Source organism: Hymenobacter psychrotolerans DSM 18569, from assembly GCF_900142395.1.
Taxonomy (GTDB): Bacteria; Bacteroidota; Bacteroidia; order Cytophagales; family Hymenobacteraceae; genus Hymenobacter; species Hymenobacter psychrotolerans.
The window spans coordinates 1-13915 of record NZ_FRAS01000023.1 but is presented as its reverse complement, the minus strand read 5'-3'; the positions used below and the strand labels follow the sequence as shown (position 1 = coordinate 13915).

The 13915-nt window shown below is 63.2% G+C and carries 8 protein-coding genes and 2 pseudogenes; 6 read left to right on the top strand and 4 right to left on the bottom strand.

What is annotated here, in order from left to right; translation table 11 throughout:
• The first annotated feature begins 73 nt into the window (after positions 1–73).
• Positions 74–934, top strand: a complete 861-nt coding sequence (locus tag BUE15_RS17175) for a hypothetical protein (protein WP_073287865.1) — start codon at positions 74–76, stop codon at positions 932–934.
• Here BUE15_RS17175 and BUE15_RS17170 read toward each other — a convergent pair.
• The 4 genes from BUE15_RS17170 to BUE15_RS17155 form a co-directional block, all read right to left on the bottom strand.
• The gene (locus BUE15_RS17170; protein WP_139252379.1) at positions 840–4568 is read right to left on the bottom strand and encodes a BamA/TamA family outer membrane protein; all 3729 of its coding nucleotides are present in this window, start codon (positions 4566–4568) and stop codon (positions 840–842) included. The genes BUE15_RS17175 and BUE15_RS17170 overlap by 95 nt on opposite strands.
• Positions 4569–4651: 83 nt before the next feature.
• Entirely contained in the window at positions 4652–5203 is a 552-nt protein-coding gene (locus tag BUE15_RS17165; RefSeq protein ID WP_073287861.1) for a metal-dependent hydrolase, read from the bottom strand.
• A 61-nt stretch (positions 5204–5264) separates the two neighbouring features.
• Positions 5265–5957, bottom strand: a complete 693-nt coding sequence (locus BUE15_RS17160; RefSeq protein WP_073287859.1) for an SIR2 family NAD-dependent protein deacylase — start codon at positions 5955–5957, stop codon at positions 5265–5267.
• A 79-nt stretch (positions 5958–6036) separates the two neighbouring features.
• The gene (locus BUE15_RS17155; protein WP_084549145.1) at positions 6037–6969 is read right to left on the bottom strand and encodes a DUF4846 domain-containing protein; all 933 of its coding nucleotides are present in this window, start codon (positions 6967–6969) and stop codon (positions 6037–6039) included.
• A 182-nt stretch (positions 6970–7151) separates the two neighbouring features.
• Here BUE15_RS17155 and BUE15_RS17150 point away from each other — a divergent pair.
• The 5 genes and pseudogenes from BUE15_RS17150 to BUE15_RS17130 form a co-directional block, all read left to right on the top strand.
• Positions 7152–7349 (top strand): annotated as a pseudogene (locus tag BUE15_RS17150) (polysaccharide deacetylase family protein); the annotation flags it as partial.
• Positions 7350–7377: 28 nt separating this feature from the next.
• Entirely contained in the window at positions 7378–10038 is a 2661-nt protein-coding gene (locus BUE15_RS17145) for a glycosyl hydrolase (protein ID WP_139252378.1), read from the top strand.
• Between the two features lie 137 nt (positions 10039–10175).
• Positions 10176–11255, top strand: coding sequence for a glycoside hydrolase family protein (locus BUE15_RS17140; RefSeq protein WP_073287855.1), 1080 nt, complete (start codon positions 10176–10178; stop codon positions 11253–11255).
• A 145-nt stretch (positions 11256–11400) separates the two neighbouring features.
• Entirely contained in the window at positions 11401–12915 is a 1515-nt protein-coding gene (locus tag BUE15_RS17135) for a sialate O-acetylesterase (protein WP_073287853.1), read from the top strand.
• Positions 12916–12958: 43 nt separating this feature from the next.
• Positions 12959–13915 (top strand): annotated as a pseudogene (locus BUE15_RS17130) (hypothetical protein); the annotation flags it as partial.

Below are 13915 nucleotides of genomic sequence, written 5' to 3'. Positions count from 1 at the left end.
ATTCTAAAGCATAGTGATTGATGTATATTATTTATATATAGTAACTTATGTGAGTTGTTAATCTGTGCTGCCGATGCTCTCCGATCTGACCTACCTCGATACCCCGGCCCCGCTGTGGCTGGCGGCATTCTTTGTAAGCACGCTGCTGCTGGCTATTGGGCTGCTGTTGCACTTGTGCTACCGGGCCGACCTGTGGCTGCTGCCGCCGGCGCTGCTGGTGTTTTGGTGGCTGCTGCTGCAAGGGGCGCTGGCCTACACCAGCTTTTACACCGACCTCTACGCCCGGCCGCCCCGGCTACTGCTGTTCGGGGTGCTGCCGCCGGCGCTGGCTCTGGGGGGGCTGGTGCTGACGGGTGCCGGCCGGCGCCTGCTCGCTCGCTTCAGTCTGGTGGATCTGACGCGCCTGAGTGTCGTGCGGATTCCGGTGGAGCTGTGCCTGTATGCGCTGGCGGCGCGTTCCCTCGTGCCCGATACCATGACCTTCGCCGACCAAAACCTAGACCTGGCGGCGGGCCTCACGGCACCGCTGGCCGCCTACTGGTTTCGTACGCAGCTCCTGGACCGGCGTCTGCTGCTGATCTGGCACGTGGGGGCGCTGGCTTTGCTGCTGAACGTGGTGGTGCTGGCCGCCCTGAGTCTGCCCACGCCGTGGCAGCAGATGAGCTTCGGGCAACCCAACGTGGCCGTTCTGCGCCTGCCGTTCGTGTGGCTGCCTACGTTTATTGTGCCGCTGGTGCTGTTTTCTCACGTGGCCGCGCTTCGGCAGTTGCTGGTGCCGGTGGCTCATACCACTGCCCGTCCCTCCGGCAGGGCCGGGCAGTGGCACCTCGACCCCTGGTTTATTGATCAAGCCGGAAACCGACGCCGAACTGGATTAGGCCGCTTTCTTCGTCCGAGAGCTGATAGGAAACCGACAGGGCCAGCTGCTCGGTGACGGGGGCGAGGTAGAAGCCCGCGCCGTAGCCGCTGTGCCAGCCGCCCGGCGAGCTGCCTTTGTAGTACACCCGGCCCCGGTCATAGAGCCCGAACACGCCGTAGGAGAACGGCAGGAAGTTGTTTTTCACCCGGCCCAGCGCAAAGCGCAGCTCGGAGTTGAAGTACAGGCTGGCGTCGCCGGTAAACCGGTTGCGAACGTAGCCGCGCAGGTTTTCGCGCAGCCCCAGGTAGGCAAACTTATAGAACGGAATTTCATCGACGGGGCCGTAGGTTTTCGCGCCGCCGCCCTTCAGCACCAGCGTAACCGGAATGCCGAGGCGGGCTGTGCCGTAGTACTCGGCAAAGCCCTGCGTGAGGCCGAAGTTGCTTTGGTCGCGGTTCAGCTGGAAGTAGGTGTCGTGCTGGGCGCGCAGCCGCACGCCGCGCTGCGCGAAGCGCTGCCGGTCGCGCAAGTCCAGGTCGAGCAGGGCGTTCAGGCCTAGCAGGCGCTGGAAGCCGGTGTTGGGGCGCAGGTCGGTGGTGGCGGGGTTCTGCTCCAGCTGGCCCAGGTAGCTGGTGCTGGCGTAGTTGGAGGTGTAGTGCTCGTAGCCGCCGCCCAGCCGCACGAGGCTGCGCTGGAAAAACACCCGTTCCGTAAACAAACCGGCCGTGTAGCCTTTGTAGCGGGCTTTGTAGAAGTTGGCGTCGTAGAGGTCGTCGTTCTTGGTGGTATTGTTGCCGAGCCCGAAGAAGTTGTAGAACTGGAAGAAGTTGCCGTATTCGGTGCGGGCGCCAATGTCCCAGAGGCCGATGGCGTGGCGGTGGCGCGAGGCCAAGCTGACCTGGAAGTTGCCGTTGGCGGTGCCCTGAATATCGAAGCTGTACAGGTTTTTGTAGCCCGGCTTGCGGAAGCCCTGGCGCACAAAGTCCACGCCCACACCGCCGCCCAGCCCGTCGCTCTGGTTGAAGATGACGGTGGCGCGGGGCTTGTAGCCGTTATACTGGAAGGCCTCCTGGTCGTAGTGGTTTACGGCCGGGTCAGTGGAGGTGCGGTTGTCCGACTCCTTGCTCAGCTGCAGGTCCGTATCCGGCACGTCGTACACCTTGGTAAGGGTGCGCAGGCCGCTGACGCGCGAGTTGTCGGTGATTTTGTCCTTGCCGTCGCCGCCGATGATGCGGATTAGCACGCTGTTTCTGGCCGTGCCAGTTACGGTAAAGACGTCCTTGCCGGCGAGGCCGTAGAGGCTTACTTCCTGGGTTTCCTTGGGTGAGAATGTACGGTCGAAGAGCGGTTCGCCGTTGGGCGTGTCACCGTCCTTGCCTTTGTCGAACATGCGCACGCGCACGTTGCCATCGGCCTGGCGGTCCACCTGAAACACCTCGGCCTTGTTGGAGCCCACCACATCCACGCGTTTGGCCAGCAGCAGGTAGTAGTCATCGAGGGCTTTGGGTAGGGCCTGAATGCGGGATTTGAGCTTACGGTTCAGGTCGTTGCCAGACAGCGGCATCAGCTCGGGTGGCAGTTGGGCGGTGGCTTCGTCGATGGCTGCGGGCGTGATGCGGGCCTGCATGTACTGCCCGATTTTCTGCCAGTCGTCGCGCGTGAGGCTTTGCAGCAGCAGCCGGTCCAGGTCCTTGGCGGGCCAGTTCAGGCTTTTCAGGTCGTGAAACTCGCTCTGAAAATCCTCAATGCTGGGCACGGCCCATTCGCGGTTGGCCAGGTAAGTCAGCAGGCCGTTCCAGAGCGTGAAGGCCTGGTCCCGGTCGCGCGGAATGGGTTTGTATACGGTTTTCTTGCCATCCTTGAAGCCGGCCCACTTCCAGTTGTCTTCGTGCTTACCAAAGTCAGCCACCAGCATATCAAAGGCGCGGGCCCGCCCAAAAGCCCCGGCGTCGATGCGGTTGTCGTGGTCTTTGTAGAGCTGGCGGTAGAAGCTGAACGAGCGGCGCACGTCGTCGGCGCCACCGAAGCCGGGCAGATTAGGCTTGGGGTCGGTGGGGCGGTCCTCGAGGGTGCCCAGCAGGCCGGCGTACTCCTGGCGGTAGGGGCCCAGCGTGTTGTTGTCGGGCAGCACAAACAGGCGCGGCCGGGCGTGCAGAATGTCGGTTTTGTCGAGCAGGGAGGTGATAACCAGCGCCGAGTAGGGGTGGGCCGTGGGCGTAATGCCGCGCAGCACGTCGGCCGCCACCGAGTTGCGCAGCTCCGGCGGTAGAATCTTGGTTACGTCCTTGTCCACGGACCGGAACACATATTCCGACGAGTCGGCGGCAATAAGCTTGAGCGACGTAGTCTGGCGGCCGCCGCCGCGCCCGAATACCCGCAAACCGCCTTTTTCCGTGGCTAGGTCGAGGGTGCGCACCTGCACCGGCTGCGTCCAGGACGTACGGTACAAGTCACCCAGAAAGAAGTGGGAAGCGCCCGAGCCAGCGTACTGCTTGCCGGCGGCCAGTGTCTGGGTGGGCTGAAACGGCGCGTCGGGTTTCACATCAGCTACTCCTTTCGGGGCCGCGGGGCACTCCGGAATAAAGCTGTTGACCGGTACGCCCGGCAGGCGCGGCTCCTGGCACGCCGACTGAAACAGTACCGCGTTGTACGCCTCGGTAGTGGCCGTGCCGGCTGCATCGAAGGCGTAGAAACAGGCCTTTACGGTGCCGTCGGTGTAGTATTCGAGCTTGGAAAAACCTTCTTCCGACTTGTTGAACTGCGAAATTCCGTCGGCGCCCACGTGCTGCTTTTCGGCAAACGAGCCCGACACCAAATGGTAGTTGTCCTCGAAGCGGGTGAGCTGCAGGCTGTAGTCGTGGGCGGCGGCGTATACAGCGCCGGGGTGTTCTTTCAGGGTGGCCAGCATTTCCTTGCGGAAGACTTGGTAGGCCGGGTTAGCCAGGTCGCGCGGGGTGCCCACGTTCTGGCGGTAGGCGGCGTACACCGAGCCCAGCACGGGCGGGAGCAGGTGGCGGCTCAGCGGCTGCTTGCCGCCGTACACGCCGTTGCTGATAACGGGCTGGTGCCCGACCAGCAGCACGTTGCGGCCTTTGGTTTCGTCCAATACGTCCTGTAGCTGCTCCCGGAACTCCTGCTGCGTCAGGGTTTTGCAGTCGGTGTCGGGGGCCTCGGGCCGGTCGAAGGGGTGCGTAAACCAGGGCGAGTTGAGGGCCACGAGGCGCACGGTGGGCGCCACATCAATTACCTCGGGGCCGGGGCAGCCGCCGGTGGGAGCAAAGGCGTTCTGGCCCGGCAGGCGCTTCTCAATGTAGCTTTCCAGGCGGCGTACGCGCTTCAGGCCATCGGGGCCGGAGTTGGCCCAGTCCCGGTCGCCGGGCACGAAGTAGAGCTTGCCGTTGGGCAGGCCCTGCACCAGCGCAATCAGGGCGTCGGCGCGGGTGGTTTCGTCGGCCCGGCTGGAGTCTTTTTTGGTGCCCAAGCCCTCGGGTCCCGCTATGTCGCCGAGGTGCACCAGCGTGAAGGAGCCCGCCTGCTGCTCCAGCGTGCGGCGCAGGGTCTGCCAACGGGCCGCGGGCAGGTCGGCGGTAGCGGTGTTGCCGAACAGGTAAACGGTGTGGGCGGGTGCCGAAGTAGTTTGCGCCAGCGCAGGCTGCGTTACTGCCAGACCCAGCGAAGCCAGCAGCAAACGACGGTAAAATGAATGCATAGAAAGAGAGCTAGGCTCCTCCATACGCAGAAAATAGAAAAGACGATTTAATCTGAATTTAATTTCGTCCTGAACCGCCAGCTTTAGCTATGGGTAAGCGTACGGCTTAGCCGCGTAAGGCGCTGCCCGACCAGCAGCAGCACGCACGGCACCCCCACCCACAGCACTTCACTTTTCAGAACCCGGGCCGCCCATTCGCCCACAAACTTCTTCACCCCAATCGGCGAAACCTGAATGGGCCGGAACCCAAAGAAGTAGCGCTGCTGGTCGAACGGACTGTAGAAGGCCACACCTTCGCCGCCGGTGGTCATGGCGTCGAGCACGCCGTGGGAGGCGGTAGCCAGAAACAGCAGCAGCCACAGCCGGCCGGCCGCTGGTGCTTCGGCTGAGCGGCGCAGGCCATTCAGTCCTGCCAGAGCAGTTGCCAGCAGGGCCGCGGCCACGATGGAGTGAGTAAGCCCCCGGTGGCCCCACAGGCTGGCGTAGGGGACGTGGAATTTAAAGCCGATAACATCGGCATCGGGCAAAAAGGCGCAGGCCGCCGCCAGCACCCAGTAGCGCCAGTGCTGCCGGTCGGGCAGCAGGAGCTTGCCCAGCGTGGCACCCAGCGCGCAGTGCCCGAAAATAGAAGCCATAAGAGAAAGACAACCTGAAGCGCCGCTTCAGAAACAAGATGGCAGGAAAACGGAAGAGGAATTATCCTTGCTGAAGCAGCTCGGCCGCGACGCGCGGCACGCCGGTACTGGCGGGCTCCGTGATGAAGTGCAGGTTGCGCCGGGCCGTAAGCGGCGGCTGGTGCGGGTCGATGATGTAGATGGGGCAGCCGGTAGGGACGTAGCTGACCAGGCCCGCCGCCGGATACACCTGCAGCGACGTGCCGATTACCAGAAACACGTCGGCGGTGGCGGCTTCCTCCATAGCGCGCTCCATCAGGGGCACCGCCTCGCCAAACCACACAATGTTGGGCCGCAGCTGGTGGCCCTGCTCGCACAGCTCGCCTAGCTCTATCCGGTCGGAGCTCATTGGGTAGATCAGCTGGTCGAAGTGCGAGCTGCGGGACTCGAACAGCTTGCCGTGCAGGTGGATGACGCGGCCAGAGCCGGCCCGCTCGTGCAGATCATCCACGTTCTGCGTCACGATGACGACCTCGAATTCCTGTTCCAGCGCCGCCAGCGCCAGGTGGCCTGCATTGGGCTGGGCGGCCCGGGCGGCAGCGCGGCGCTGGTTGTAGAATTCCAGCACCAATTCGGGGTTGGCGGCCCAGCCTTCGGGTGTGGCAACTTCTTCGATGCGGTGGCCTTCCCAGAGGCCATCGGAGCCCCGAAACGTGGCCAGGCCACTTTCGGCACTGATACCGGCCCCGGTCAGGGCAACAATCTTCTTTTTCATGGGCAACAAGCAAAGCAGGCCAGCCGCAGGATACAGCCGCCCTTCCAACAACTTCTGACGAAGCTAGTACGCGGCCGGCTTAAAAACGCTTCAGGTCTTCCCGCGCAAACGTCCATTCGGGAGTGCTGAAGCGGGCTTCCTGCGGATTGACGGCAAACCAGGCTCCCAGCGCCGCCTCGCCCCACACGTTGCGGAGTACGTGCATCTGCTGGGCGGGCATGTAGCTCTGGGCCAGCAGCACGTAGCGGCGGCCCGTGCTGCCGTGCTGCGCCACATCGAGCACCAGCACGGCGTGCCCCGGCGAGCCGCCCCGGATGAGCACGTCGCCGGGCTGGACCTCCGCCAGTGGCACGGGCGTCAGCTCCCGGCTCAAAGAAAGAGTGCCGGCGTAGGTGAAAATCTGGTCGAGGTAGCGGCGGAATACGGTGTGGGTGGGTTTTTCCACGGGGCGGGGCGCAGGCAGCACCTCGTCGCCACTCACCCGGAAACCCTGCCCGCCGTACCAGTCTTCGAATCGGATATCGTGGCCGCTGGTGAGTTGGAAATGTACCTGCGCGGGGTTGTGGGTGAACTGGTATTCGGCCCGCAGCCGGATAACCGCGTCGGCGCACTGCTGCAGGTCGCGGGTGCCGGCGTCGATGTTGAGGACGGCCGCGTGCACATTCTGTGGGTCTTTCAGTTGGCCGTTGTACAGCTTCACGGGCGTGCCGGCCGGCAGCAGCGGCAGGTAGCGCAGCCAGTGCCCGAAAGAGCCCGGCGCCACGGCTACGCGCTGGCAGCCGGCCGGGGGCGCAAACCGGTGAGCCACGCTTTGCTTCGCGGTATAAGTGCCTTCCGGAAGCCAGGCGTAGCGGTTGGCCGCTGCCGCCGCAGCGTCGGTGGCATTCGGGGAGGCGGCAGGCTGGGAGGGAGGCACGGAGGCCGCCTCTACGGCCGGAGCCGACTCTGTGGAGCCGCAGGCCAGCACCCCCATCAACAAAGCAGACGGCACGAAAGCACGCATCAGGAGCATAAACGCAAAGAATAAGTAGCGCCGGCCAAGTACGGTAAATGCCGGCCTTTGCACAACGGCTGCCACCTGTTGTTTCGCGTGCGGGCCCCGGCAAATCGGGTGGGCACCACACAGTACAGGACAGTTGGCTTCGCGCAAGCCGCTTCCTTGTGCTATCGTCCTGCCTTTCCCACCCCACCTGAATGACCAATTACCTGCTTTCTGCTCGTTTCCTGTTGCTGCCGGTGCTCTGGCTGGCGGTAACTGTGGGCGGCCGGGCGCAGGCCCCGGCCGCCCCGGTGCCCGACAAGCTCGTGGTACTGACTTTCGACGATGCCGCCCTGAGCCACGCCACCTATGTAGCGCCGCTGCTGCAGAAGTACGGGTTTGGGGCCACGTTTTTCGTGTGTGAGTTTCGGGAGCCGGCTTTTGCGGATAAGACTAAGGGAAAGCCAGTTCATCAGCTTCCTGGCGCCGCGCTGGATGGACATGCTGCAGCATACGCTCACGGAAGCCGGCCGGCTGGGGCTGGGCGTGGATATGGCACAGGCTTCGGGCTGGCCGTTTGGCGGGCCCTGGGTGACGCCCGAAGACGCCTGCAAGTACGTGGCGCACCAGACCTACACCGTGCCGGGCGGCGGCCAGCTGACCGAGGCGGTTCGGTTCGTGCAGAAGCCACTGCTCAAAACCGTGGGCCAGCCCATCGATATCAAGCAGCTGGCCGACCCGATTGCCAAAAACGCGAATCTGCAGCTCCACGCCTTCGACCAAGTGCGCTTCGAGAAGCCGCTGCCGCTGCAGGCCCTGATGGCGTACTCCGACAAAGGACAGGCCCTCGACCTGACCAGCAAAGTAGTGGCCGATGGCAAGCTGAGCTGGACGGCGCCGGCCGGTTCCGTCTGGATGCTCTACGCCGTGTTTGAGGGCTGGCATGGCAAGCAGGTAGAGCGCGCCGGCCCCGGCGGCGAAGGCGACGTCATCGACCATTTCTCCAAAAAAGCCACCCAAAACTACTTGGCGCGCTTCGATGAGGCCTTCAAGGGTCGCAACGTGCAGGCCATCCGGGCCTTCTTCAACGACTCGTATGAGGTAGACGACGCGCAGGGTGAGGCCAACTGGACGCCGCTCATTTTCAGTGAGTTTCAGAAGCGCCGCGGCTACGACCTGCGCCAGCACCTGCCGGCGCTGTTCAGTAAAGAGGCCGAAAACCAGCAGCACCAGCGCGTGCTCAGCGACTACCGCGAAACCGTGTCGGAGCTGCTACTCGAAAATTACACCCAAACTTGGCACGACTGGGCCAAAACGCAGGGCGCGCTTATCCGCAACCAGGCTCACGGCTCGCCGGCCAATATCCTGGACCTATACGCCGCCACCGACATTCCGGAAACCGAAGGCGAGGACCTGCTGCGGCTGAAGTTTGCCTCCTCGGCGGCACACGTCACGGGCAAGCCGCTCACTTCGTCGGAGTCGGCGACCTGGGAGAATGCCCACTTTCTCTCGAAGCTGAGCGACGTGAAAAAGGCCATGGATCTGATGCTGCTCGGCGGCGTCAACCATACGTTTTACCACGGCACCAACTACTCGCCGCAGGCCGCGGCGTGGCCCGGCTGGCTGTTCTACGCGGCCGTGCATTTCAACCCCAACAACACGTTCTGGAACGACTTCGGGCAGCTGAACCGCTACGTGGCGCATTGCCAGAGCTTCCTGCAAGCCGGCCAGCCCGCCCACGATGTGCTGGTGTACCTGCCCATCTACGACTCCTACGCCCGCCCCGGCAAAGTGCTGCTGCAGCACTACGACGGTATCAAACATGGTTTCAAGGACATGCCCGTCGGGCCCATCGGGGAGGAGCTGCTGAAACAGGGCTACGGCTTCGACTTTATTTCCGACAAGCAACTGAAGCAGGTGAAAACCACCGGCCGCACGCTGCAAACCGGCGGGGGCACCCGCTACCAGACCATTCTGCTGCCCGATGCGCGCCTCGTGCCGCTGGCCACGCTGGAGCATTACCTGCAGCTGGCCCGCAACGGCGCCACGCTGGTAGTCCAGAACCAGCTGCCCACCGACGTGCCCGGCCTGGGCCAGCTCGATAAGCGCCGCGCGGCCTTCAAAAAGCTGCTCGCTCCGCTGAAATTCAAGCCCAGCGGCTCCGCCGGCGTCGAAAAAGCGGCGCTCGGCAAAGGCGCGGTACTGGTGGGCAAAGACGTGAACCGGCTGCTGGCCACGGCCGGTGTGCAGCGCGAAGCCCTGACCGACAGCGGCCTGCAGTTTGTGCGCCGCCGCCACGACAACGGCCACTACTACTTCGTGGCCAACTGGAGCGACAAGGCCGTGGACACGTGGGTGCCGCTGCAAACCGCCGCCAAATCGGTGGCCCTCTACAACCCCATGACTGAGCAGCTCGGCTTGGCCAACTGGCGCACCTCAGCCAAAGGCACGCCCGAAGTGCGCCTGCAGCTGGCTCCCGGCGAGTCCTGCATCCTGGAAGCCAACAGCGGCACGTTGTCCGGCCCGGTGTATGCCTATCAGCAGGCTACCGGCCCCGCGCAGCCGGTGCAGGGCACCTGGAACGTGCGCTTCGTGTCGGGCGGGCCGGAGCTGCCGGCGCCGGTGCAGACGTCGGAGTTGAAATCGTGGACGGAGTTTAAGGGGGAGGCGACCCGCAAATTCGCCGGCACGGCAGCCTACACCATCAATTTCGCCATGCCTGCCGGTGACGGGGAAGGCTGGCTGCTGAACCTGGGCCGCGTGGCCGAAAGTGCCCGTGTGCAGCTCAACGGCCAGGATCTGGGCACGCTCATCGGGCCTACGTACCAAATCTTCATCCCGAAAGGCCAGCTGCAGGCCAGCAATACGCTCACGGTAAACGTCAGCAACGGCATGGCCAACCGCATCATCGATATGGACCGTAACCACGTGTCCTACAAGAATGCCTACAACATCAACATGTCGTCGAAGCTGAAGGAAAACCGCGGCGCCGACGGCCTGTTCACCGCCGAAAAATGGACTCCGAAAGAGTCCGGCCTGATAGGCCCCGTGACACTGACGCCCATGGCAGCTAGCACTGGCGCCGCTGGTAAAATGCAGTAAATCGAAACGTCCATAAACCTTGTCACGCTGATATGGCGAAGGATCTTTTCACGTCTGAGCTAGTATAAAACGCCTCGTGCTCACGTGATAGAGCCCTTCGCTTTGCTCAGGGTGACAGCTATTTTCAAGCTCTATCTATGCCTACCCGCCGTCAGTTTCTGGCCACGCTGGCCCTTGCGCCCTTCGCCCGAATGGCCGCCGGTTTTGCGGCCGGCCGGCTCATCGATTTTCCAAAGGCAGACTTCTCGAAATTCAGCAAGAATCTGAAACCGGTGGGGCGGGCGTTGGAAATGGAGGGCTACTACGTGTGGTGCAACAGCCCGATTTATGGGCCTGATGGCCGGGTGCACGTGTTTTTCTCGCGCTGGGATGCCAAAAAAGGCATGGGTGGCTGGCTCAACGGCTGCGAAATAGCCCGCGCCGTGGCCGATACGCCCGCCGGCCCGTTTGTGTACCAGGAAACCGTGCTGGCCCCGCGCGACCCCGGCTTCTGGGACGCCACCACCTGCCACAATCCCAGTATTCAGCTCGTGGATGGGCAATACTGCCTGCTTTTCATGGGCACCAGCAATGGCAAAACCGATACCAAGCGCATCGGGCTGGCTACCGCGCCTACTCTGGAAGGCCCCTGGACCCGCCCTGATGCGCCGCTGCTGCTGCCCGGCGAAACCGGCGCCTGGGAAGACCACTGCACCACCAACCCGGCCTTTGTGAAGCACGAGGGCAAGTACTGGCTCTACTACAAGTCGTGGAATACGCAGGAGTACGTGACGTCGAAAGACCCCACGATTCGGGGCAACCGCAAGTACGGGCTGGCCGTGGCCGACCAGCTCCAGGGCCCTTATGTGAAATATGCCGGCAATCCGGTCATCGACTTTTCGAAGCAGGGGCACAACAAGCAGTTCGAGGATGCCTTTGTGTGGCGGCAAAACGGCCGGTTCTGCCTGCTGGCCCACGACATGGGCGTGTACAATCACGAAGTCGGCCTCTATTTGGAGTCGAAGGACGGGAAGGAGTGGAGCTACCCTAAAATTGCCTTCCTCGCCCTGCGCGACTACGGCGTGCAGGAGCCGCCCGCGCCGCCCAAGCTTAAGCGCTACGGCCGCCTGGAGCGCCCGCAGCTGCTGATGCGCAACGGCAAGCCCGACTACCTGTTCTGCGCCGCACAAGGCGGAAAATACATGACGGCGTCTGCGTTTGTGCTTAAAGTGGGGTAGCAGCAGGCTCTGGATTTGGCGCCGGTCTGCCCGCTGCCAAATCCAGAGCCTGGCGAAATTGCGCAAGCCGCCGCTGTGGTAGTACTTTAGGCGAACTGGCGGCGAGGCTTTCCGCTGCTCAGCTGGCGTTCTAACCTTTCCCTTTATGCGTCGCAGTTTCTGTTTTCTTCTCGCGCTTCTGGCGCATTCCGCTTTTGCCGATGTCACGCTGCCGGCCCTCATCACCGACAATATGGTGCTGCAGCAGAAAAGCACCGTGGCGCTGTGGGGCTGGGCCACGCCCGGCGAAGCCGTAACCGTAATGGGCGGCTGGCAGAAAAAACCAGTCAAGGCTACCGCCGACGCGCAGGGCAACTGGCTGGTGCGCGTGCCCACTGGCAAAGCCGGCGGCCCCTATACGCTCACGGTGCAGGGCAACAACCAGCTCACCATCAACAACGTGCTGCTGGGCGAAGTGTGGCTGTGCTCAGGCCAGTCGAATATGGCTTTCCCCATTTCCAAAGGCGCTTCCAACTGGATGACGGGCGTACAAAACGAGGCCGAAGTGCTGCCCAAGGCCACGTACCCCGCCATCCGGATGTTTACGGTAGCGCAGAAAGTGGCCGACGAGCCCCAGCGCGACGTCCAGGGCAGCTGGGTGGTGTGCAGCCCGCAGACGGTAGGCACGTTTTCGGCGGTGGCGTACTTTTTCGGGCAGGAAATCCATGCCAAGACGGGCGTGCCCGTGGGCCTGATTCATTCGTCGTGGGGCGGCACCCCGGCCGAGTCCTGGACGCGGCGCGAAGTGCTGGAACAAAACCCGGAGCTGCGCCCGATTCTGACGCGCTATGCCGACGGCCTGACACAACGGCCCGCCTACGAAACGGCGCTGGCCGCCTGGAAACGCGAGAAAGAACGCAACCCCAAATCCACCAAGCTCAAACCCGCCGAGCCGCTCAGCGCCACCAGCAATAAGTCGCCGGCCAAGCTCTACAACGGCATGATCCGGGGGCTGGAGCCCTACACGCTGCGAGGCACTATCTGGTACCAGGGCGAGAGCAACGCCGAGCGGGCCTACCAGTACCGCACCCTGTTTCCGGCCCTGATTGCCAGTTGGCGCCAAGCCTGGCAGCAACCCACCATGCCGTTCTATTTTGTGCAGATTGCGCCGCACAAAGGCCAGAACCCCGAAATCAGGGAGGCGCAGCTGGTAACCTGGCAGACGGTGCCCAACACCGGTATGGTCGTGACGACGGACGTGGGCGACTCGCTCGATATTCATCCGCGCGACAAGCAGACCGTGGGGCTCCGCCTGGCGCGCTGGGCCCTGCGCAACGAGTACGGCCAAAGCAAGCTGGAAGCCTCGGGGCCGCTCTATAAGTACATGAAGAAGGAAGGCGACAAGGTCCGCATCATATTCGAGCACGCCGAGGGCCTGCAGAAGACCAGCGGCCTGCTGCGCGAATTCACGGTTGCCGGCGCCGACAGCGTGTTTCACCCGGCCCAGGCGCGCCTCGATGGCAGCACGGTGGTAGTCTGGAGCGAGCAGGTGCCGCAGCCGGTGGCCGTACGCTTCGGGTGGAGCAAGTCGCCGATGCCGAACCTGTTTAACGCGGCCGGGCTGCCCGCTTCGCCCTTCCGCACCGATGCCTGGCCTACGCCCACACAAGGCAAGAATTAAGTACTCACCAACAAAATTTCTGCAAACAGCAAATTGCAGGTGAGTGCGGGAGGGTGCCGATAGAAGAAAATGGCAGCTTTGGATATTCTTTGCCCTGGGCCTGCTGCTGGCCGGCTCGCTGCCGGTAGCGGCCCAGACGTCCGCGCCCATCAACCGCCAAGCCGTGGTAGAGCGCCACAAGGTTGTCAACACCACCACCGATATGCTGTCGTCGGTGTCGGTCGGCAACGGGGCCTTTGCGTATACTGTGGACGTCACGGGGCTGCAAACCTTCCCGACCTACTATGAGAAGGGCGTGCCGCTGGGTATGCAGTCGGAGTGGGGCTGGCACAGCTTCCCCAACACTAAGGGCTACACGTTTGAGCAAAGCCTGCGCGACTACGACCTGAACGGCCGCAAGATCAGCTACTCGGTGCAGCGCAAGGAGCCCGCCAACAAAGAGGCCGTAGACTTCCTGCGCGCCAACCCCCACCGCCTGCAGCTCGGCAACCTCGGGTTTGTGCTGCTCAAAAAGAACGGCCAGCCCGCCACCATCCAGGACCTGCGCGACGTGCGGCAGGAGCTCAACCCCTGGACCGGCGAAATCAAAAGCCACTTCTCGCTGGAAGGCACCGCCGTGGATGTCGTGACGGTGGAGCACCAGCAGCAGGACGTGGTGGCGGCCCGCGTGGAGTCGGAGCTGCTGAAATCCGGCCGCGTCAAGGTGGCGCTACGCTTCCCGTGGCCCACTGCCGGCTGGGCCGACATGGGCACCGACTACAGCCATGCCGAAGCGCACAAGTCCGGCATCGTGCAAAAGAAAAAGGTTGGAGCCTTGATTATGCATCAGCTTGACACCACCAAGTACTATTTAACCCAAGTTGCGGAGAAGGTTGGGGCTAAAAAAAGTCTGTTCCGCACGGGAAAGACTAGGTTTGAAGTATTCGACCCCTTCAAGCCCCCTTCCTATGACAGAACAGACCGTGGCAATGTACTGCTTCATCGACGATTTTCTGCGCGC

Bases quoted from the DNA above. Each gene is read 5' to 3' on its own strand.
- BUE15_RS17175 (WP_073287865.1), top strand. From the start codon at position 74: ATGCTCTCCGATCTGACCTACCTCGATACCCCGGCCCCGCTGTGGCTG.
- BUE15_RS17165 (WP_073287861.1), bottom strand. From the start codon at position 5,203: ATGGCTTCTATTTTCGGGCACTGCGCGCTGGGTGCCACGCTGGGCAAG.
- BUE15_RS17135 (WP_073287853.1), top strand. From the start codon at position 11,401: ATGCGTCGCAGTTTCTGTTTTCTTCTCGCGCTTCTGGCGCATTCCGCT.
- BUE15_RS17170 (WP_139252379.1), bottom strand. From the start codon at position 4,568: ATGCATTCATTTTACCGTCGTTTGCTGCTGGCTTCGCTGGGTCTGGCA.
- BUE15_RS17140 (WP_073287855.1), top strand. From the start codon at position 10,176: ATGCCTACCCGCCGTCAGTTTCTGGCCACGCTGGCCCTTGCGCCCTTC.
- BUE15_RS17155 (WP_084549145.1), bottom strand. From the start codon at position 6,969: ATGCTCCTGATGCGTGCTTTCGTGCCGTCTGCTTTGTTGATGGGGGTG.
- BUE15_RS17160 (WP_073287859.1), bottom strand. From the start codon at position 5,957: ATGAAAAAGAAGATTGTTGCCCTGACCGGGGCCGGTATCAGTGCCGAA.